This is a genomic window from Nocardioides sp., from assembly GCF_047607185.1.
Lineage (GTDB): Bacteria > Actinomycetota > Actinomycetes > Propionibacteriales > Nocardioidaceae > Nocardioides.
This window is the reverse complement of the sequence record NZ_JASGDQ010000108.1, coordinates 1-18,479: the sequence shown is the minus strand read 5'-3', so window position 1 is coordinate 18,479 and position 18,479 is coordinate 1. Positions and strand designations below refer to the sequence as shown.

Sequence of the window (18,479 nt, the reverse complement as noted above, 5' to 3'; positions counted from 1 at the left end):
CCGAAGCCGGCCGGCGGGGTAACGTCGGGCACGTCGGGGTCTTCCAGATGGTGAGCGTCAGAACTTCCATCTTCGGAAGACCTCGACGCCTACCCGTGGACCGACGCGCCGACCCGACCTACACCCTGACGCGAAGATTCACTCCAGGCGATGCTCCGCGGTGACGTTACGAGGCTTCGTCAAGGGTGACGCGGTAGCCCATGGCTTCGAGCTGATGGACAGCGCGCTGTCGGGCACGTTCGGGCCGAAGTCGGGTGTAGTAGTCGGTTCCCGGATCGTCGTAGAGGGTGCCGGTGGTGCCCATGTGCCAGATCGCGACAAGGAGCGCGTGCTGGATCGCGACGTTGGCCTTCTGTGGTCCCCGCCGAGCGGCGATGCGCCGGTACTTGGCGTTGAGGTAGGTGCCTGGCGTCCGAGCGATCGACATCGCTGAGGCGCCCAGAGCTCCCTGCAAGTGCGAGTTGCCTGGTCGGGTCCGAGTCGACTTCACACGGCCCGCGGACTCGTTGTTCCCCGGCGTCGTGCCGGCCCAGGACGCCAGGTGTTTCGCGGTCGGGAAACACCTCATGTCGCCGCCCGTCTCTGCGACTACGACGTCAGCAGTGCGGGTGCTGATTCCCGGGATGGTGCAGATCAGGTGGTGGAAGCCACGAAAGGGCTCCATCATCGCCTCGATGCGCTCGGTCAGCTGGTCGATCACCGCACTGTGCTGATCGATCAGGTCGAGGTGTGCTCGGGCGAGAAACGCGTGGTGGTCGTTGAAGCGGCCGACCATCGCTTCGGTGAGCTGCGGGATCTTGTTCCGTAGTCGCTTCTGCGCCAGGTCAGCCATCCGCGCAGGGTCGCGGTCGCCGGTGATCAGCGCCTCGATCATCGCTCGCCCTGAGACACCGACGATGTCAGTGGCGACCGAGGAGAGCTTGATCCCGGCGTCCTCGAGCAGCTTCTCCAGTCGTTGGACCTCTCGCGAGCGCTCCCGGGTGATCGCTGAGCGAGTTCGCGTCAAGTCTCGTAGCTGGCGGATCGGTTCGGGCGGAACGAACGACGCACGAACAAGTCCGTGGGCACCGAGCTGCGCCAGCCATGTGGCGTCCGCGACGTCGGTCTTGCGACCAGGCAGGTTCTTCACGTGCCGAGCGTTGACCAGCATGACCACGACACCCGGGAGATCCTCAAGCAGGTAGTAGAACGGCTTCCAATAGTCGCCGGTCGCCTCCATCACCACACACGTGACTTGCTCGGCCGCGAGATGCTCGCGCAACGCGAGGATGTGCGAGGTCATCGCGGACCACGTCGTGACCGCCTCGGTCGCCTTGCGGCGACCCGTCCCTGCGATCCGGACACAGACCTTCGCGTCCTTCTTTGAGATGTCCAACCCGGCGCACCGGGGGTGTAGCACTTCCATCAGCCTGACTCCTCCCACTCGCGGTCAACGGCGTCCGTCGTGGGGAGGACTGGGAGAAAACAGAAGTCTGACGCTCGGGCTCAAGGCACCAATCCACGGTTCCCGTGGGGTCCTCCGCCGCCATGCTCAACTACAGGCTCATCTGGGAAGAGCCAGGAAAGCCTTGTCGCTAAGCCATGTTGCCTGCTAAGTTCCCAACAACTGAGGCTCGCAAAGGTGCGGCCCGACTCGAGGAGGGCGTAGTTGTGACGTTTCGCAAAAACTGGAAGGTTGTAGTCTGGAGCACCGCATTAGGGGCTGCGATGATACCCGCGGGGGCATGGGCAGCAATTCAGGTTACTGACGATCCAGTCCCAGTTCCCTCTGCGGTCGACACAAAGCCAGACTACATTCCAAGCCAAGATGAGATTGAATTACTCAAATCGACGGCTATCCCTTTCTCGGAATGCGATGAAGACATAGCCTTCTTGGAGAAGCCTGAAGTGAAAGCCGTATTCAGTCAGTTTGGAAGCATTCCTGAAGATTCCATGGTCCTCGAGGGATGTCCGGGCGTTGCTTACTGGCAGGAAGCGTACGAGCGGAACAAGGAGCTGATCGCAAGCGGCGAGATTGAGCGGTCCCGTCAGGAGGTAAATCCGGAATGAGGTCATCCCTTCGTACCGGCCTCGTAGCGGGTGTCACGGGGCTGGTTTTCGGCGCCGCAGGCGGGGTTGCCTATAGCGCAACCATCAACGGGACGTCAGGAAACGACGTTCTTAATGGAACTTCAGCAGCAGATGACATTTACGGGTTCGAAGGAAATGATTCGATTTCCGGGAACGATGGCGCGGACGCGCTCAATGGAGGCTGGGGAGCAGACTACCTGTACGGTAACCAGAAGGGTGACAACGTTTTCGCGGGCCCCGAGAACGACCACCTATACGGGAATGCCGGGAATGACACGCTCGATGGAATGGCGGGTGTTGATTACTCCGAGGGCGGTGAAGGCGACGATTACCTATTCGCTGGCGGCGACCAGAAGGTCGACACAGTTGACGGCGGAGATGGCACTGATACTTGCTGGGTAAGCGCTTCCGATATTTGGACAAATTGCCAGTACTTTAACTGGGTATCGTTCTAGCCTCGGCGTTTCACGCCGCCGCGTAGCGGCGGTATGAGTGGTGCTTGGGTCGGGGCGAGTGCTGGTTCTCGGGGCGCGGGGTCGCTGCTTGGCCGGCTGGCGCTGCCGGGCTGCGGTTCTCCGGGTCCCTTGGGTGGGGCGAACTGGTCGCGGGTGGTCAGGTGAACGCGGCTCGTAGTCGGTGGAAGCCTTCGGCGATCTCGACGGCCCAGCGCCAGGTCGCATCGATCCGGAGCCGGACCTGACGACCGCCGTGGGTGATGCGGGCGGCGACGTGCAGGACCCGGTAGAGGAACGCTGCGATCTCGCACCTGGCGAGTTCGCAGATGTCGGCGAAGCAGATGGTCTTGGTCCAGGCGATCAGGTCGACCGCGGTCAGGACGACCTCGAGCCACGCGGCGTTCTCGTTCCACGCCCGACACGGCAGGTTCCGCAGCCCGGTGGCCTTGGCCTCACGGATCCGGTCCTCGACCCGGGCGTGTTGACGGTGGCGTAGCTCGAGCCCGGCCGCCTGAGCCGCGACGAGTCCGGGGCTGGTGTTGGTGAGGATCGCGGTGACCCGTATGCCGTCGACATCGGTGAAAGTCAGCTGGGCGCCGGGGTGGGGACGTTCCTTGCGCAGGATCAACCGTGACCCCTGCGGCCACGAGGTCAGGTCGATCGTTCCGGTGGCCTCAGCGACCCAGGCGCCGTCGCGGAACTCGTTGCCGTCACGGTCCGGAGTCTGCAGCGCGGGGTGCCAACACTGCTCAGGGATGGCGTCAACGATGGACTGGATCCGCGTATCTACGGGGAACCCGAAGGAGAACCCGACACCGCGCTCGACACACGCCGCGGCGAACGCATTCACGTTCCTCGGCCACGTGTCACCCAGAACCGCATGAAACACGGGAGGCTAGAGCATGATTCAGAACCCCGTTTCAGGGTGCGTGTCCAAATAGGACATCGGCCTTGTCCCGGCGCTGCGGCTGGCCGAAGAAGCCGGCTTCCAGGAGGCGCTGGCCGAGCATCTGGGCGTCGACTCGCCGCATCGGGTGGCCAAGGCCGGGTGCATGGCCCGGCTCTTCGCCGGGGCCGCGCCGTTGCCGACATCCGAGTTCGTTGAGCGCTGGCGCCTCCTGCCGCGCCTGGACGTCACCTCGCTGAGGGCCGACATCGATTCGGTCAGGGACCAGTCGTGGTGATCGGACCCGGTGACCCCCGGTGGGCTCAGCGCTCGACGACGGTCACCTCGAAGGAGTAGGAGTCGGGCCGGTAGCAGTGGTCGCCGTACTCGACCGCCCGACCCGAGTCGGCATAGGCGGTGCGCTGCATGGTCAGCAGCGCCTCGCCGGCGACGACCCCGAGCAGGTCGGCCTCGGTCGCCGAGGCGCCGCGAGCCCCGATGCGCTGCCGGGCGATCCGCAGGTGGGTGCCGCCCTCGCGCAGCAGCTCGTAGAGGCCCCGCGACTCCAGCGCCTCGCTGTCGGCGTCGACGAGGTCGGCGGGCAGCCAGTTGCGCAGCAGCGCCAACGGCGCGTCGTCGGCCTGGCGCAGCCGCTCCAGCAGCCGCACCTCGCCACCGGCCGCTAGCCCGAGCTCCTCGGCGACCTCGGTAGGGGCCGGCACGATCTCGTTGCGCAGCACCGTGGTGGTGGGCCGCTTCCCGGCGGCCGCCAGGTCGTCGTACAGGCTGGTCAGCTCCAGCTCTCGCCGCACCCGGCCGTGCACCACCTGGGTGCCGACGCCGCGCTTGCGGACCAGCAGGCCCTTGCCGACCAGCTCCTCGATCGCCTTGCGCATGGTGGGCCGGGAGAGCCCCAGCTGGTCGGCCAGCGCGATCTCGTTGTCGAGCTTCGCCCCGGCCGGGAGGGTGCCGTCGTCGATCGCGTCGGCGAGCTGGCTGGCCACCTGGTGGTAGAGCGGCACGGGGCTGCGGCGGTCGACGGCGAGACGGAGGCCCGGGGCGGTCATGCCAGCATCGTAGACCCTGACATCAGGATGTCAGTTAGTCGGTATGTCAGGACAAAGTCTTGACGTGGTCGGCGAAGCCCACTAGGAATGTGCTGTGGCGCCAGTCACATCCCGCGACCACCCCACCACGAAAGGCCATCCATGCGGATCGGTTTCCTCGGCGTCGGCCGGATCGGCGCCTCCCACGCCGCCGTCGTCGCCGGACACCCCGACGTGGAGTCGGTCGTCCTCGCCGACGCCGACCCAGGCCGTGCCCGAGCGGCGGCCGAGCGGCTCGGCGTCACCGCGGCCGACGCCATCGACGACGTCCTCGAGACGGGTGTCGACGCACTGGTGATCGCGACCCCCACCGACAGCCACGCCGAGCTGATCGTGCGCGGTGCCGAGGCCGGGCTGCCGGTCTTCTGCGAGAAGCCGGTCGCGCTCGACGTGGCCGGCACCCGGCACGTCCGCGACGCCGTCTGCGCTACCGGGATGCCGGTGCAGATCGGCTTCCAGCGCCGCTTCGACGCCGGGTACGTCGCCGCCCGGGAGGCGCTGGCGTCCGGCCGGCTCGGCGAGCTGCGCCGACTGCACGCCATCACCGCCGACCCGACCCCGCCGCACGCCTCCTACATCCCCACCAGCGGCGGCATCTACAAGGACTGCCTGATCCACGACTTCGACGTCATCCGCTGGCTCACCGGCCGCGAGATCACCGAGGTCACCGCCCTGGGCGCCAACCGCGGCGCCGCCTTCTTCGGCGAGGCCGGCGACGTCGACGAGACGGTCGTGCTGATCACCCTCGACGACGGCACCCTCGGCACGCTGCACGGCTCCCGCTACAACGGCGCCGGGTGCGACGTCCGGCTCGAGGTGGCCGGCACCGAGGGCACCGTCGCGGTCGGTCTCGACGACCATGCCGCGCTGCGCTCGGCCGAGTCCGGCGTCGACTTCCCGGCGGGGGAGCCGTACCCGACGTTCTGGGAGCGGTTCGCGCCGGCGTACGCCGCCGAGATCTCCGCCTTCGTCGAAGTGGTGCGCGACGGCCGGCCGAGCCCGTGCCCGGTCGAGGAGGCGCTGGAGGCGCTCTACGTCGCCGAGGCGGCCACCCGCTCGCGGGTCGAAGGCCGCAAGGTCGAGGTCGCGGAGGTGCGCAAGTGAACGACCTGCGGAGCCGGATCGCCGGCGCGCCCATCTCCTGGGGCGTCTGCGAGGTGCCCGGCTGGGGACACCAGCTGGCGCCCGAGCGGGTGCTGACCGAGATGGCCGGCGCCGGCCTGGCCGCCACCGAGCTCGGCCCCGACGGCTTCCTGCCCGCCGATCCGGCGCAGGCTGCCGAGTTGCTGGCCAGCCACGACCTGAGTGCGGTGGGCGGCTTCGTCCCGGTGGTGCTCTTCGACGAGGAGCGGGACCCGCTGCCGGAGGTGACCCGGGCGCTGCGGCACTTCACCGCCGCTGGGGCAACGAGCCTGGTGCTGGCGGCGGCCTCCGGCCTGGAGGGGTACGACGCCCGGCCGGTGCTGGACGAGCGAGCGTGGAAGACGCTGCTGGCCAACCTCGACCGGCTCCGCGACGCGGCCGGCGAGCAGGGCATCGAGGCCACCCTCCACCCCCATGTCGGCACCATGGTCGAGCGTCGCGACGAGGTCGAGCGGGTGCTGGCGGGCAGCAGCATCGGGCTCACCCTCGACACCGGCCATCTCCTGGTCGGCGGCACCGACCCGGTCGCGCTCACCCTGGCCGCCAGCGACCGGATCCGGCACACCCACCTCAAGGACGTCGACCAGGACGTCGCCGAGCGGGTCCGACAGGGCGAGCTGACCTACCACCAGGCGGTCGTCGCCGGTCTCTACCGGCCGCTGGGCCAGGGCGACGTCGACATCGCCGCCATCGTCACCGCGCTGGAGCGGGCCGGCTACCAGGGCTGGTACGTCATGGAGCAGGACACCGTGCTCCCCGAGGAGGCGGGCGAGCCGGCGCCGGGCGCCGGGCCGCTGGCCGACGTACTCGCCTCGTTGGCCTATCTCGACGACGTCAGCCGTCGCGAGGTCGGGTCATGACCTTCGAGGTGATCACCATGGGCCGGGTCGGCGTCGACGTCTACCCGCAGCAGATCGGCGTGCCGCTGGAGCACGTCACCAGCTTCGGCAAGTTCCTCGGCGGCAGCCCCACCAATGTCGCGGTGGCCGCGGCTCGGCACGGTCGCCGGGCGGCGGTGATCACCCGGACCGGCGAGGACCCGTTCGGCAGGTTCATCCACGAGGCGCTGCGCGGCTTCGGCGTCGATGACCGGTTCGTGTCCGCGGTGCCGGGGTGGCCGACGCCGGTGACCTTCTGCGAGATCTTCCCGCCCGACGACTTCCCGCTCTACTTCTACCGGACCCCCACCGCGCCGGATCTGCAGATCGAGGCCGCCGACCTCGACCTCGACGCGATCGCCGCCGCCGACCTGTTCTGGGTGACGGTCACCGGGCTGTGCCAGGAGCCCAGCCGTAGCGCCACCCTGGCCGCGCTCGAGCACCGTGCCCGGGCCAACCCGGCCGGAGACACCGTGCTCGACCTGGACTACCGGCCGATGTTCTGGGACTCCCCGGAGCAGGCCACCGCTCAGATCGCCCGCGCGCTGCCGTACGTCACCGTGGCGGTCGGCAACCGGGAGGAGTGCGAGGTCGCCGTCGGCGAGACCGAGCCCGCGGCGGCCGCCGCCGCGTTGCGCGAACGCGGCGTCCGGGTCGCCGTGGTCAAGCAGGGCCCGCGCGGTGTTCTCGGCGTCTCCGGCCCCCTCCACGCAGTGGCCGCCGTCGAGGTGCCGCCGGTCCCCGTCGAGGTCGTCAACGGACTCGGCGCCGGCGACGCCTTCGGGGGAGCGCTGTGCCACGGTTTGCTGGCAGGCTGGCCGCTGGCGCGGATCCTGCGCTTCGCCAACGCGGCGGGGGCCTACGTCGCCGGCCAGCTCGCCTGCGCCGACGCGATGCCCACCACCGCCGAGATCGAGAGCCTGCTCGGGAAGGAGGCCGTCCATGGCTGAGCCGGTCGTCGACCCCGCCGGGCTGACCGGCGCGGAGCTGGTGCGCGCACTGACCACCACCCGTGCCCAGGACCCGGGTGCCATCGCCCGGGCGGCCGCCGCCCGGCCCCGGCGGGAGCGGCTGCTGGGGGAGTCCGGCCGGCTGATGCTGCTGGCCGCCGACCACCCCGCCCGGGGGGCCCTCCGGGTCGCCGACGACCCGCTCGCGATGGCCGACCGCGGCGAGCTGCTGCGCCGCATCGCCGTGGCGCTGTCGCGGCCCGGCGTCGACGGCTTCCTCGGCACCCCGGACCTGGTCGAGGACCTGCTCCTCATGGGCGCCCTGGACGACCTGGTCGTGCTCGGCTCGATGAACCGCGGCGGACTGGCCGGCACCACCTTCGAGATCGACGACCGGATGACCGGCTACGACGCCGACGCCATCGCCGCCGGCGGGCTCGACGGCGGCAAGATGCTGCTGCGCGTCGACCCCGAGGACCCGGCCACCGCCGCCACCCTGGAGAGCTGTGCCCACGCCGTCTCGGCGCTGGCCGGCCACCGGCTGATGGCGATGGTCGAGCCGTTCATCTCCCACCGCGTCGACGGCAGGGTCCGCAACGACCTCTCGGTCGAGGCGGTGATCCGCTCCGCGACCGTCGCCGCCGGGCTGGGCACCACCTCGGCCTACACCTGGCTCAAGCTGCCGGTGCTGGCCGAGATGGAGCGGGTCGCCGACGCCACCACGCTGCCGGTGCTGCTGCTCGGCGGCGAGGCGAGCATCGACCAGCCGGAGACCCTCGACCGCTGGCAGCGTGCCCTCAAGCTGCCGACGGTCTTCGGCATGATCGTCGGCCGGGCGCTGCTCTACCCGCCCGACGGCGATGTCGCCACCGCGGTGGACAAGACGGTGGGGCTGCTGTGAGCGGAGGTGCGCGGCTGCTCGCCACGCCGGTCACCCCGGCCGATGCCGGCTGGACCTACTGCGGGCTGCGGGTCCTCGACCTCGTCCCGGGTGCGACCGAGACCTTCGCGACCGGCGACGCCGAGGCACTGGTGCTGCCGCTGGCGGGCTCGGCACGGGTCGAGTGCGACGGCGAGACCTTCGAGCTGGCCGGCCGCGGCAGCGTGTTCAGCCGGGTGAGCGACTTCGGCTACGTCCCCCGGGACGCCGAGGTCACCGTCAGCAGCGAGTCCGGGGGCCGGTTCGCGATCCCCAGTGCCCGCTGCGAGCGCCGGCTGCCGGTCCGCCATGCGAGCGCCGAGGAGGTGCCGGTCGAGCTGCGCGGCGCCGGCCTGTGCAGTCGCCAGGTCAACAATGTCGCCGCTGCGGGCGCCTTCGAGTGCGACCGGCTGATCGTGGTCGAGGTGCTCACCCCCGGTGGCAACTGGTCGTCGTACCCGCCGCACAAGCACGACGAGGACCGCCCCGGCGTCGAGAGCGAGCTGGAGGAGATCTACTACTTCGAGGTCGCCGCAGGCCCTGGAGGCGAGCGGGGCATGGCCTACCAGCGGGTCTACGGCACCGCCGAGCGGCCGGCCGACCTGCTCGCCGAGGTGCGCAGCGGCGACGTGGTCACCATCCCGCACGGCTGGCACGGCCCCTCGATGGCGGTGCCCGGCTACGACCTCTACTACCTCAACGTCATGGCCGGCCCCGGCGAGCGGGTCTGGCACATCAGCGACGATCCGGACCACACCTGGGTTCGCGACACCTGGACCGAGCAGCGGGTCGACCCGCGGCTCCCGTTGACCACCGCGACCGAAAGGGCACCCCGATGAGGCTCACCGTCGCCCAGGCGCTGGTCCGGTTCCTGTCGCGGCAGTTCTCCGAGCGCGACGGCGTCGAGCAGCGGCTGGTCGCGGGCTGCTTCGGCATCTTCGGCCACGGCAATGTGGCCGGCGTCGGTCAGGCGCTGCTCGAGGCCGAGCTCGCCGACCCGACCGCGCTGCCGTACTGGACCGGTCGCAACGAGCAGGGCATGGTCCACGCGGCGGCGGGCTTCGCCCGGCAGCGCGACCGGCTGTCAACGCTGGCCTGCACCACCTCGATCGGCCCCGGCGCCACCAACCTGGTCACCGGTGCCGCGCTGGCCACGATCAACCGGCTCCCCGTCCTGCTGCTCCCCGGCGACGTCTTCGCCACCCGCGTCAGCGGGCCGGTGCTGCAGGAGCTGGAGTCCCCCACGACGTACGACGTCTCGGTCAACGACACGCTGCGGCCGGTCTCGCGCTTCTTCGACCGGATCTGGCGACCCGAGCAGCTGCCCCAGGCGCTGCTCGGCGCGATGCGGGTCCTCACCGACCCCGTCGAGACGGGAGCGGTCACCCTCGCGCTGCCGCAGGACGTCCAGGCGCAGGCGCACGACTGGCCCGAGGAGCTGTTCGAGAGACGGGTCTGGCACGTCGCCCGGCCCGTCCCGGAGCCGGCCATGCTGGCCCGGGCGGTCGAGCTGCTGCGCGGCGCCAGCGCCCCGCTGATCGTCGCCGGCGGCGGGGTGATCTACAGCGGCGCCACCGAGGCGCTGCGGACCTTCGCGGAGGCCACCGGCATCCCGGTCGCCGAGACCCAGGCCGGCAAGGGCTCGCTGCCCTACGACCACCCGCTCGCACTCGGCGCGATCGGCGCCACCGGCACCACCGCCGCGAACGCCATCGCCCGCGAGGCCGACGTGATCCTCGGCGTCGGCACCCGCTACAGCGACTTCACCACCGCCTCCCGGTCGATCTTCGCCCACCCCGACGTGCGGTTCGTCAACCTCAACGTCGCCGGACTCGACGCCCACAAGCAGGCCGGCCTGCCGCTGGTCGCCGACGCCCGCGAGGGCCTGACAGCGCTCGCCGAGGCGCTGCGCGGCTACGACACCGGCGCCGGCTACCGCGAGCGGGTCGCCCGGCTCGCCGCCGAGTGGGACGCCGTGGTGGACTCCGCCTACCACCGCGGCCACGGACCGCTGCCCGCGCAGTCGGAGGTGCTCGGCGTCGTCAACGAGGTGTCGGCGCCCCGCGACGTGCTGGTCTGCGCCGCCGGCTCCATGCCCGGCGACCTGCACAAGCTGTGGCGCACCCGCGACCCCAAGGGCTACCACGTCGAGTACGGCTTCTCCTGCATGGGCTATGAGATCGCCGGCGGGCTGGGCGTGCGGATGGCGGCTCCCGACCGCGACGTCTTCGTCATGGTCGGCGACGGCTCCTATCTCATGCTCGCCTCCGAGCTGGTCACCGCCGTCCAGGAGCGGACCAAGATCATCGTGGTGCTCGTCCAGAACCACGGCTTCGCCTCGATCGGCGCGCTCTCGGAGTCGGTCGGCTCGCAGCGGTTCGGCACTCGCTACCGCTACCGCGATCCCGGCTCCGGCCGGCTCGACGGCGCGCCGCTGCCGGTAGACCTGGCCGCCAACGCCGAGAGCCTGGGCGCGCACGTGATCCGGGCGCACGGCGTCGAGGAGCTGCGGGCGGCGCTGCTGGCGGCCAAGGAGTACGACGGCGGCCCGGTGGTGGTCCAGGTCGAGACCGACCCGGCGGTGCCCGCCCCGGACAGCGACGCCTGGTGGGATGTACCCGTCGCGGAGGTGTCGCAGCTCGACACCACCAGGGCCGCCCGCGCGTCGTACGACGTCGCGAAGCGGGACCAGCGAACCCATCTGTGAGGAACGAGGAGACTGACGTGAGGACCATTCAGCACTGGATCGGCGGCCGGCCCGCCGCCGCCGGCTCGACCCGCACCGCCACGGTGTGGAACCCCGCCACCGGGCAGGCCCGGGCCGAGGTGCTGCTCGCCGAGACTGCCGACGTCGACGCCGCGGTCGCCACCGCGCGGGAGGCGTTCGCGACCTGGGGCCAGAGTTCGCTGTCGGCGCGCACCAAGGTGCTGTTCCGGTTCCGCGAGCTCGTCGAGGCCAACGCCGACCGGATCGCCGAGGCGATCACCGACGAGCACGGCAAGGTCCTCTCCGACGCCCGCGGCGAGGTGCAGCGCGGCCTGGAGGTGGTGGAGTTCGCCTGCGGCATCCCGAGCCTGCTCAAGGGCGACTACTCCGACCAGGTCTCCGCCGGTGTCGACGTGTTCTCCTTCCGGGAGCCGCTCGGCGTAGTCGCCGGCATCACCCCGTTCAACTTCCCGGCGATGGTGCCGATGTGGATGTTCCCGGTGGCGATCGCCTGCGGCAACACCTTCGTGCTCAAGCCCAGCGAGCGGGACCCCTCCGCCTCGCTCATCCTGGCCGAGCTGTGGGCGCAGGCCGGCCTGCCCGAGGGCGTCTTCACCGTCGTCCAGGGCGACAAGACCGCCGTCGACGCGCTGCTCGACCACCCCGACGTGGCGGCGGTCAGCTTCGTCGGCTCGACCCCGATCGCCCGCTACATCCACGAGCGCGCCAGCGCGACCGGGAAGCGGGTGCAGGCCCTCGGCGGCGCCAAGAACCACGCGGTGATCCTGCCCGACGCCGACCTCGACTACGCCGCCGAGCACCTGGTCGCGGCCGCCTTCGGGTCGGCGGGGGAGCGGTGCATGGCGATCTCCGCGGCCGTCGCGGTCGGCCGGGAGAGCGACGCGCTGGTCGAGGCCGTCGCCGAGAAGGCCCGCAAGGTCGTGGTCGGCTCCGGCCGCGACCACGCCAGCGAGATGGGCCCGGTGGTCACCGCCGCCGCCCGGGACCGGATCGTCGGGCTGATCGACGCCGGCGAGCGGCAGGGCGGCGAGCTGGTCGTCGACGGTCGCGGTCTGGTCGTGCCGGGCTACGAGGACGGCTTCTTCGTCGGCCCCACCCTCATCGACCGGGTCTCCACGGCCATGGACGTCTACACCGAGGAGATCTTCGGGCCGGTGCTCTCCGTCGTACGCGCCGAGGAGGTCGACGAGGCCATCGCGCTCATCAACGCCAACCCGTACGGCAACGGCACCGCGATCTTCACCTCCTCCGGGGAGGCGGCCCGGCGGTTCCAGCGCGGCGTCCACGTCGGCATGATCGGTATCAACGTGCCCATCCCGGTGCCGATGGCCTACTACTCCTTCGGCGGCTGGAAGGACTCCCTCTTCGGCGACAAGCACATGCACGGTCCCGAAGGCGTCTCCTTCTACACCCGCGCCAAGGTCGTCACCTCCCGCTGGCCCCAGGTCTCCCACCCGATCGGCGCCAGCTTCCACTTCCCGACAGCCCACTAGATCCGGCGCAGTAGTCGGACAACAAAGGAAGGCAACACCCATGAAGAAACTGCGGGTCGCCGGCGCCATCGCAGCCGCCGGGCTCCTCCTCGCCGCCTGCAGCGGCACCGGCCAGGAGAGCGACGGAGACTCCTCCGACACTACGGACCTGACCTACGCCGTCATCACGCACAGCTCCTCCGGCGACGCCTTCTGGGACCGGGTCAAATCCGGCGCCGAGCGGGCCGGCAAGGACTACGGCGTCACGGTGGAGTACTCCTCCGACCCCGACCCGGCCAAGCAGTCCCAGCTCATCGACGGCGCCGTGGCCGACAAGGTCGACGGCATCGTGGTCTCGATGGCCAACCCCGACGGGCTGGAGACGAGTGTCAAGGCCGCGGTGGCCGCGGGCATCCCGGTCGTCACCATCAACTCCGGCTACGACCGCTGGAAGGAGTTCGGCGCCATCACCCACATCGGCCAGAGCGAGACCATCGCCGGTGAGGCGGTCGGCGAGCGACTCGGCTCCGAGGGCCTCAAGAACGTGCTGTGTGTGATCCAGGAGGCCGGCAATATCGGTCTGGAGGAGCGCTGCAAGGCGGTCGCCGAGACCGAGGGCGGCAAGGTCGAGAACCTCCAGGTCGACGGCACCGACGACAACGCGGTGCAGGCGACCATCACCTCCAAGCTGCAGGCCGACACCTCGATCGACGGCGTGCTGACGCTGGGCGGGCAGTACGCCATCGACGCCGTCGCGGCGGTCAAGGAGGCCGGCAGCAGCGCCAAGGTCGCCACCTTCGACCTCAGCGAGGACGTCATCGACGCCATCAAGGCCGGCGACATCCTCTTCGCCGTCGACCAGCAGCCCTACGTCCAGGGCTACCTGGGCGTGACGACGCTCTACCTGAAGTCGATCAACGGCAACGACGTCGGTGGCGGCCAGGCGATCAACTCCGGCCCCGCCTTCGTCACCGCCGACAATGCCGACGAGGTGCTCGCCTTCGCCGAGAACGGCACCCGCTGACGGCGGGCGGCCGGACCCGGCCTTCTCCCGGGTCCGGCCACCCCCCGTCGTACAGGCTCGAAAGGGGAATCACATGACCACCATTGCCGCCGGGGACGAGCGGCTCGCCCGCACCTCGGCACTCACCCGGCTGACCAAGCGCCCCGAGATCGGCGCCCTGCTGGCCGCCATCGTCATCTTCGTGTTCTTCGCGGTCACGACCGACGCCTTCGCCACCTTGTCCGGCTCGGCCACCTGGCTGCGCTCCGCCTCCACCATCGGCATCATGGCCGTCGCGGTCGCGCTGCTGATGATCGGCGGCGAGTTCGACCTCTCCGCCGGCGCCATGACCGGCTTCACCGGCCTGGTCGTCGGCATCCTGACGACCGAGTACGGTCTCAACATCTGGGTGGCGATCCTGGTGTCGCTCGCCCTCGCGCTCGCCGTCGGCTTCGTCAACGGCCTGCTGGTGATGCGCACCGGACTGCCCTCCTTCATCGTCACCCTCGGCACCTTCTTCGTGCTGCAGGGCATCGATCTGGCCGGCACCAAGGCGCTGATCGGCCAGGTCGCCATCCAGGGGATGCGCGATGTGCCCTTCTACGACTCCGCCAAGGCGGTCTTCGGCTCCTCGGCCGAGATCGGCAGGGGCACCTTCTACGTCTCGATTCTGTGGTGGGTGGCGGTCGCGGCGGTGGCGACCTGGGTGCTGCTGCGGACCCGGATCGGCAACTGGATCTTCGCCGTCGGCGGCGCCCAGGTCTCGGCCCGCCAGGTCGGCGTACCCGTCGCGAAGACCAAGATCGGCCTCTTCATGACCACCGCCGGCTGCGGCTGGCTGGTCGGCATGCTGCTGCTGTTCACCACCTCCACGGTGCAGAGCAACACCGGGGTGGGACAGGAGTTCATCTACATCATCTGCGCGGTCGTCGGCGGCTGCCTGATGACCGGCGGCTACGGCTCGGCGATCGGCGCCGCGTTCGGAGCCCTCATCTACGGCATGGCCAACCAAGGCATCGTCTACGCCGGCTGGGACAACAACTGGCTGCGCGCCTTCCTCGGCGTGATGCTGCTGGCGGCGGTGCTGCTCAACGAATGGGTCAGGAAACGAGCGGAGGCAACGCGATGAGTGAGCCGATGGACCAGGGCGTCTCGGCGACCGGGAAGCGGATCGGAAAGGTGGCGCGCGACTACGCCACCCAGCAGGCCGAGGCGGAGCGGGGAAACGCCCCCGCGCCCGAAGCCGGGGCGCTGCCGCCCCGTGGCACCCCGGTGGTGGAGGTCAACACCATCGGCAAGACCTATGGCAGCGTCATCGCGCTGCGCGACGTCACCACCTCGGTGCGCGCCGGCGAGGTCACCTGCGTGCTGGGCGACAACGGCGCCGGCAAGTCGACCTTCATCAAGATCCTGGCCGGCGCCCACCAGCACACCGAGGGCGAACTGCTGATCGACGGCCGGCCGACCCACTTCGCCAGCCCCCGGCAGGCGCTCGACGCGGGCATCGCGACCGTCTACCAGGACCTTGCGGTGGTCTCGCTGATGCCGGTGTGGCGCAACTTCTTCCTCGGCTCCGAGCCGGTCCGAGGCCGCGGCCCGCTGCGTCGCCTCGACACCGACTTCATGCGCCGTACGACGAAGGAGGAGCTGGCCGCGATGGGCATCGACCTGCGCGACGTCGACCAGCCCATCGGGACGCTGTCGGGCGGCGAGCGACAGTGCGTCGCCATCGCCCGGGCGGTCTACTTCGGCGCCCGGGTGCTCATCCTCGACGAGCCGACCGCGGCGCTGGGGGTCAAGCAGTCCGGCGTGGTGCTGAAGTACATCGCCAAGGCCCGTGAGCGTGGCCTGGCGGTCGTCTTCATCACCCACAACCCGCACCACGCCTACCCGGTGGGCGACAGGTTCCTGCTGCTGCGGCGCGGCCGCAGCATCGGGGACTTCCCGAAGTCGGAGCTCTCGCTGGAGGACCTGACCTCGATGATGGCCGGCGGCGCCGAGCTGGAGTCCCTGGCCCACGAGCTGGAACGGGACATGGGCGCCGACTCCAGCGTCGTCGCCGAGCTGAAGGCGGAGGTGCAGTGAGCCGGATCCGGGTCGGCGTCATCGGGACCGGGGCGATGGGGGCCGCGCACGCGCGCACCCTGGCCACCTGGATCGCCGGCGCGGAGGTGAGCCAGGTCTTCGATCCGGACGGCGAGCGGGCCAAGGCGCTCGGCGAGGAGGTCGGCGCGGTCGCCGCCTCCTCGCCGGAGGCGCTGATCGAGGCCGACGACGTCGACGCCTTCGTCATCGCCTCGCCCGACGCCACTCACGCCGACCTGGCCATCGCCGGGATCGAGCTGGGCAAGCCGGTGATGTGCGAGAAGCCGCTGGCCGGCAACGCCGCCGACGCCCGCCGCGTGGTCGCCGCTGAGGTGGCCGCCGGCCGCCGGCTGGTGCAGCTCGGCTTCTGCCGCCGCTACGACCCGGCCTTCCTCGCCCTCAAGGCGGCGGCCGGGTCGTTGGGGGAGGCCCGGCTGGTGCACGCCTCGCACCGCAACGCCACCAACCACACCAGCGTCGACGACACCACGCTGATCACCGGGTCGATGATCCACGAGCTCGACACCCTGCCCTGGCTGCTCGACCAGCCGCTGACCGGGATCCGGGTCGAGTCGCCGCTCGCCGAGGGCTTCCGCGACCCGCAGCTGGCCACGCTGCGGCTCGGCTCCGGGACGCTGGCCTCGGTGGAGGTCTTCGTCAACGCCCGCTATGGCTACGACGTGCAGTGCGAGATCGTCGGCACGGCCGGCACCGCCTCGCTGGCGCCGCGCGCCGACGTCACCCTCCGCGCCGCCGGCGTCGCCGGCGGCGTGGTCGGCTCCGACGGCACCGCCCACTTCGCCGACGCCTACCGGCTGGAGTTGGCGGCCTGGGTCGGCTGGGCCGGCGCCGGTGCCAGCGACTGGACCGGCCCCGACGCCTGGGACGGCTACCTGGCCAACCTGGCCGCGGCCGCCGGCGTCAGGTCGCTGGCCTCGGGGGAGTGGGAGTCCGTCGTACCCGAGGAACGGCCGGCGCTGTACGGCGGTTCCGCGTGAGCGAGCGTCAGCGAGCGGATCAGCCAGGGAGTTTCACGCTCGCCGTCTGCTCGGAGATGGTCTATCTCGACGAGCCCCACCTCGACCGGGTCAAGCGGATCCACGATGCAGGCTTTGCCGTCGAGATCTGGGACTGGACCACCAAGGACCCGGCCGCGCTGGCCGCGATCGGCGCCCGCTACACCTCGATGACCGGCTACGTCAGCGGCGACCTGATCACCCCGGCAGGCGCCGACGCGCTGCTGGAGAGCGCCGAGGCGGCCATCGGCTTCGCGACTCGGATCGGCGCGCCGGCGCTCAACCTGCACGGCACCGGCCTGGGCGAGGGCGGCCTGCCGGTGACACCGGTGCCTGTGGTCACCGGCGAGATGTGGCTGGCGGCGCTGCGGACCCTCGAGCGGGTCGCCACGCTGGGGGAGCGGCACGGGGTCAGGTTCGTGCTGGAGAACCTCAACACCGAGGTTGACCACCCCGGCACCCCGTTCGCCCGCGCCGCCGACACCCTCGCACTGGTCAGCGCCGTCGGCTCCCCGCACCTGCTGATGAACCTCGACCTCTACCACGCCCAGATCGGCGAGGGGAACCTGATCGAGCTGCTCCGGCGGGCCCGGCCCTGGGTCGGCGAGGTGCAGGTCGCCGACGTGCCCGGGCGCTGCGAGCCCGGCACCGGCGAGGTCGCCTGGCCCGCGGTGGCCCGGGCCCTCGCCGAGGCCGGGTACGACGGCGTGGTCGCCCTGGAGGCGTTCGCCAGCCGGCCCGGTATCGCCGGCTCGGATGCGGCGCTCGACGCGTTCCGGTCGGCGTTCACTCTCTGAGCTCATGGCGCCACGTCAACCGGGGTCGCCGTCCGGATTCGTGATTTCCCTGGTGCCATATTGGGTGGTGTGGAAGCGGTAGCCGTGGGGGCTGGTCCAGAGATATTCACCCGGCGCGAGCTGGAAGTAGGTCCAGCCGGTGCTGTGGGTTTTCACGCGGTGGTGATGTCGGCATAGCGGGGCGATATTGCCGGTCCGGGTCTGGCCGGGTGGGCCGTGTTCTTGCCATTTCTTGGCGTGGTCGAGGTCGCAGGACTCGGCGGGGCGCTCGCAGTAGGGGAAGACGCATTTGCGGGCGGTCTCGATGACCTGCTCGCGGAGGCTGTCGGTGGCGAACCGGCCTGTCGTGACTGCCTCGGCGGTCAGGTCGAGGATCGGCCGGACGGTGACGTGGGCGTGGGTGCACCAGGTGTGGAGGCGGTCGATGGTGACCATGCCCAGGTGCTGGCCGGTCAGGGAGTGCACGATCGCGTGGGTCTCGCCCTCGCCCACCCGCACCCGGAGGTCGATCCGACGCGGGGTCACCTGGACCGCCGGCCCAGTGCTGGCTTGACTGGTGTCGTGGCCAGCGTCGGGGCGGCCGAAGCCGACCTCGCCACGGGCGAGCATCCCCAACGCCCTGGCCCGGCGCACCGCCTTGGCCTCGGCCAGGCCGTCGCAGGCGGCCAACTGGTCGGCGATCTCATCCAACACGGCATCCAAGTCCAGGGCGTCGGTGGTGTCCAGGACCGCCTCGACCCTCGTGGTGGCGGCCCGACCGGTGGGGTTGCGGGCGATCTCGACGCGGCGCTCGGCCAGATCACTGGCCTCGTCCTCGGCGAGTTGTTCGGGGTCGAACCGGGCCTTGGCCTCCTCGATCAACCGGTCCAGGGTCCTGACCCCGACTCGCTCCACCCGGCGCGCAAGGTGGACGTCGACCCAGGCGGCCGCCTCCTGGGGGAGTGTCATAGTCGCGTCGGCGACCCGGCGGG

General features: G+C 70.7%; 18 protein-coding genes and 1 pseudogene. 15 read left to right on the top strand and 4 right to left on the bottom strand.

What is annotated here, in order from left to right; translation table 11 throughout:
* Positions 1-166: 166 nt before the first annotated feature.
* A complete protein-coding gene (locus tag QM595_RS12260) occupies positions 167-1,405 on the bottom strand; it encodes an IS110 family transposase (RefSeq protein ID WP_415171839.1) in 1,239 nt (412 codons plus the stop codon).
* A gap of 245 nt (positions 1,406-1,650) precedes the next feature.
* On the opposite strand from QM595_RS12260, the gene QM595_RS12255 reads away from it, so the two are divergent.
* Both QM595_RS12255 and QM595_RS12250 read left to right on the top strand, forming a co-directional pair.
* The gene (locus QM595_RS12255; RefSeq protein WP_415171838.1) at positions 1,651-2,049 is read left to right on the top strand and encodes a hypothetical protein; all 399 of its coding nucleotides are present in this window, start codon (positions 1,651-1,653) and stop codon (positions 2,047-2,049) included.
* Positions 2,046-2,525 carry a calcium-binding protein gene (locus tag QM595_RS12250; protein WP_415171837.1) on the top strand — a complete coding sequence of 160 codons (480 nt, stop codon included), beginning with the start codon at positions 2,046-2,048 and terminating at the stop codon, positions 2,523-2,525. The genes QM595_RS12255 and QM595_RS12250 overlap by 4 nt, the downstream gene beginning before the upstream one ends.
* Before the next feature lie 157 nt (positions 2,526-2,682).
* On the opposite strand, the pseudogene QM595_RS12245 reads toward QM595_RS12250, so the two are convergent.
* A pseudogene (locus QM595_RS12245) lies at positions 2,683-3,366 on the bottom strand (transposase); the annotation flags it as partial.
* A 211-nt stretch (positions 3,367-3,577) separates the two neighbouring features.
* Here QM595_RS12245 and QM595_RS12240 point away from each other — a divergent pair.
* Positions 3,578-3,709 (top strand): hypothetical protein, encoded by a 132-nt coding sequence (locus QM595_RS12240; protein WP_415171836.1) that lies wholly within the window; start codon positions 3,578-3,580, stop codon positions 3,707-3,709.
* A gap of 25 nt (positions 3,710-3,734) precedes the next feature.
* Here QM595_RS12240 and QM595_RS12235 read toward each other — a convergent pair whose 3' ends face one another.
* Positions 3,735-4,478 carry a GntR family transcriptional regulator gene (locus QM595_RS12235; RefSeq protein ID WP_415171835.1) on the bottom strand — a complete coding sequence of 248 codons (744 nt, stop codon included), beginning with the start codon at positions 4,476-4,478 and terminating at the stop codon, positions 3,735-3,737.
* Positions 4,479-4,619: 141 nt separating this feature from the next.
* On the opposite strand from QM595_RS12235, the gene QM595_RS12230 reads away from it, so the two are divergent.
* From QM595_RS12230 to QM595_RS12175, 12 genes are all read left to right on the top strand, one after another.
* Positions 4,620-5,621 (top strand): Gfo/Idh/MocA family oxidoreductase, encoded by a 1,002-nt coding sequence (locus QM595_RS12230; protein WP_415171834.1) that lies wholly within the window; start codon positions 4,620-4,622, stop codon positions 5,619-5,621.
* Positions 5,618-6,520, top strand: coding sequence for a sugar phosphate isomerase/epimerase family protein (locus QM595_RS12225; protein ID WP_415171833.1), 903 nt, complete (start codon positions 5,618-5,620; stop codon positions 6,518-6,520). The genes QM595_RS12230 and QM595_RS12225 overlap by 4 nt, the downstream gene beginning before the upstream one ends.
* Positions 6,517-7,488: a 5-dehydro-2-deoxygluconokinase gene (gene iolC / locus QM595_RS12220; RefSeq protein WP_415171832.1), complete on the top strand. Its 972-nt coding sequence runs from the start codon at positions 6,517-6,519 to the stop codon at positions 7,486-7,488. The genes QM595_RS12225 and iolC overlap by 4 nt, the downstream gene beginning before the upstream one ends.
* Positions 7,481-8,389: an aldolase gene (locus QM595_RS12215; RefSeq protein ID WP_415171831.1), complete on the top strand. Its 909-nt coding sequence runs from the start codon at positions 7,481-7,483 to the stop codon at positions 8,387-8,389. The genes iolC and QM595_RS12215 overlap by 8 nt, the downstream gene beginning before the upstream one ends.
* Positions 8,386-9,246 (top strand): 5-deoxy-glucuronate isomerase, encoded by an 861-nt coding sequence (gene iolB, locus QM595_RS12210; RefSeq protein WP_415171830.1) that lies wholly within the window; start codon positions 8,386-8,388, stop codon positions 9,244-9,246. The genes QM595_RS12215 and iolB overlap by 4 nt, the downstream gene beginning before the upstream one ends.
* Positions 9,243-11,114: a 3D-(3,5/4)-trihydroxycyclohexane-1,2-dione acylhydrolase (decyclizing) gene (gene iolD, locus QM595_RS12205; protein WP_415171829.1), complete on the top strand. Its 1,872-nt coding sequence runs from the start codon at positions 9,243-9,245 to the stop codon at positions 11,112-11,114. The genes iolB and iolD overlap by 4 nt, the downstream gene beginning before the upstream one ends.
* 17 nt (positions 11,115-11,131) lie before the next feature.
* A complete protein-coding gene (locus QM595_RS12200) occupies positions 11,132-12,628 on the top strand; it encodes a CoA-acylating methylmalonate-semialdehyde dehydrogenase (RefSeq protein ID WP_415171828.1) in 1,497 nt (498 codons plus the stop codon).
* 40 nt (positions 12,629-12,668) lie between these two features.
* Complete coding sequence (locus QM595_RS12195) at positions 12,669-13,631, top strand: sugar ABC transporter substrate-binding protein (protein WP_415171827.1); 963 nt, start codon at positions 12,669-12,671, stop codon at positions 13,629-13,631.
* Positions 13,632-13,704: 73 nt separating this feature from the next.
* Entirely contained in the window at positions 13,705-14,739 is a 1,035-nt protein-coding gene (locus tag QM595_RS12190) for an ABC transporter permease (protein ID WP_415171826.1), read from the top strand.
* Positions 14,736-15,695 (top strand): ATP-binding cassette domain-containing protein, encoded by a 960-nt coding sequence (locus tag QM595_RS12185; RefSeq protein ID WP_415171825.1) that lies wholly within the window; start codon positions 14,736-14,738, stop codon positions 15,693-15,695. Before QM595_RS12190 ends, QM595_RS12185 begins: the two co-directional genes overlap by 4 nt.
* Positions 15,692-16,693 (top strand): Gfo/Idh/MocA family protein, encoded by a 1,002-nt coding sequence (locus tag QM595_RS12180; RefSeq protein ID WP_415171824.1) that lies wholly within the window; start codon positions 15,692-15,694, stop codon positions 16,691-16,693. The genes QM595_RS12185 and QM595_RS12180 overlap by 4 nt, the downstream gene beginning before the upstream one ends.
* Complete coding sequence (locus QM595_RS12175) at positions 16,690-17,508, top strand: TIM barrel protein (RefSeq protein ID WP_415171823.1); 819 nt, start codon at positions 16,690-16,692, stop codon at positions 17,506-17,508. The genes QM595_RS12180 and QM595_RS12175 overlap by 4 nt, the downstream gene beginning before the upstream one ends.
* A 15-nt stretch (positions 17,509-17,523) precedes the next feature.
* On the opposite strand, the gene QM595_RS12170 is transcribed toward QM595_RS12175, so the two are convergent.
* On the bottom strand, positions 17,524-18,479 hold a 956-nt coding region (locus tag QM595_RS12170; protein WP_415171822.1), incomplete at its 5' end, for a hypothetical protein.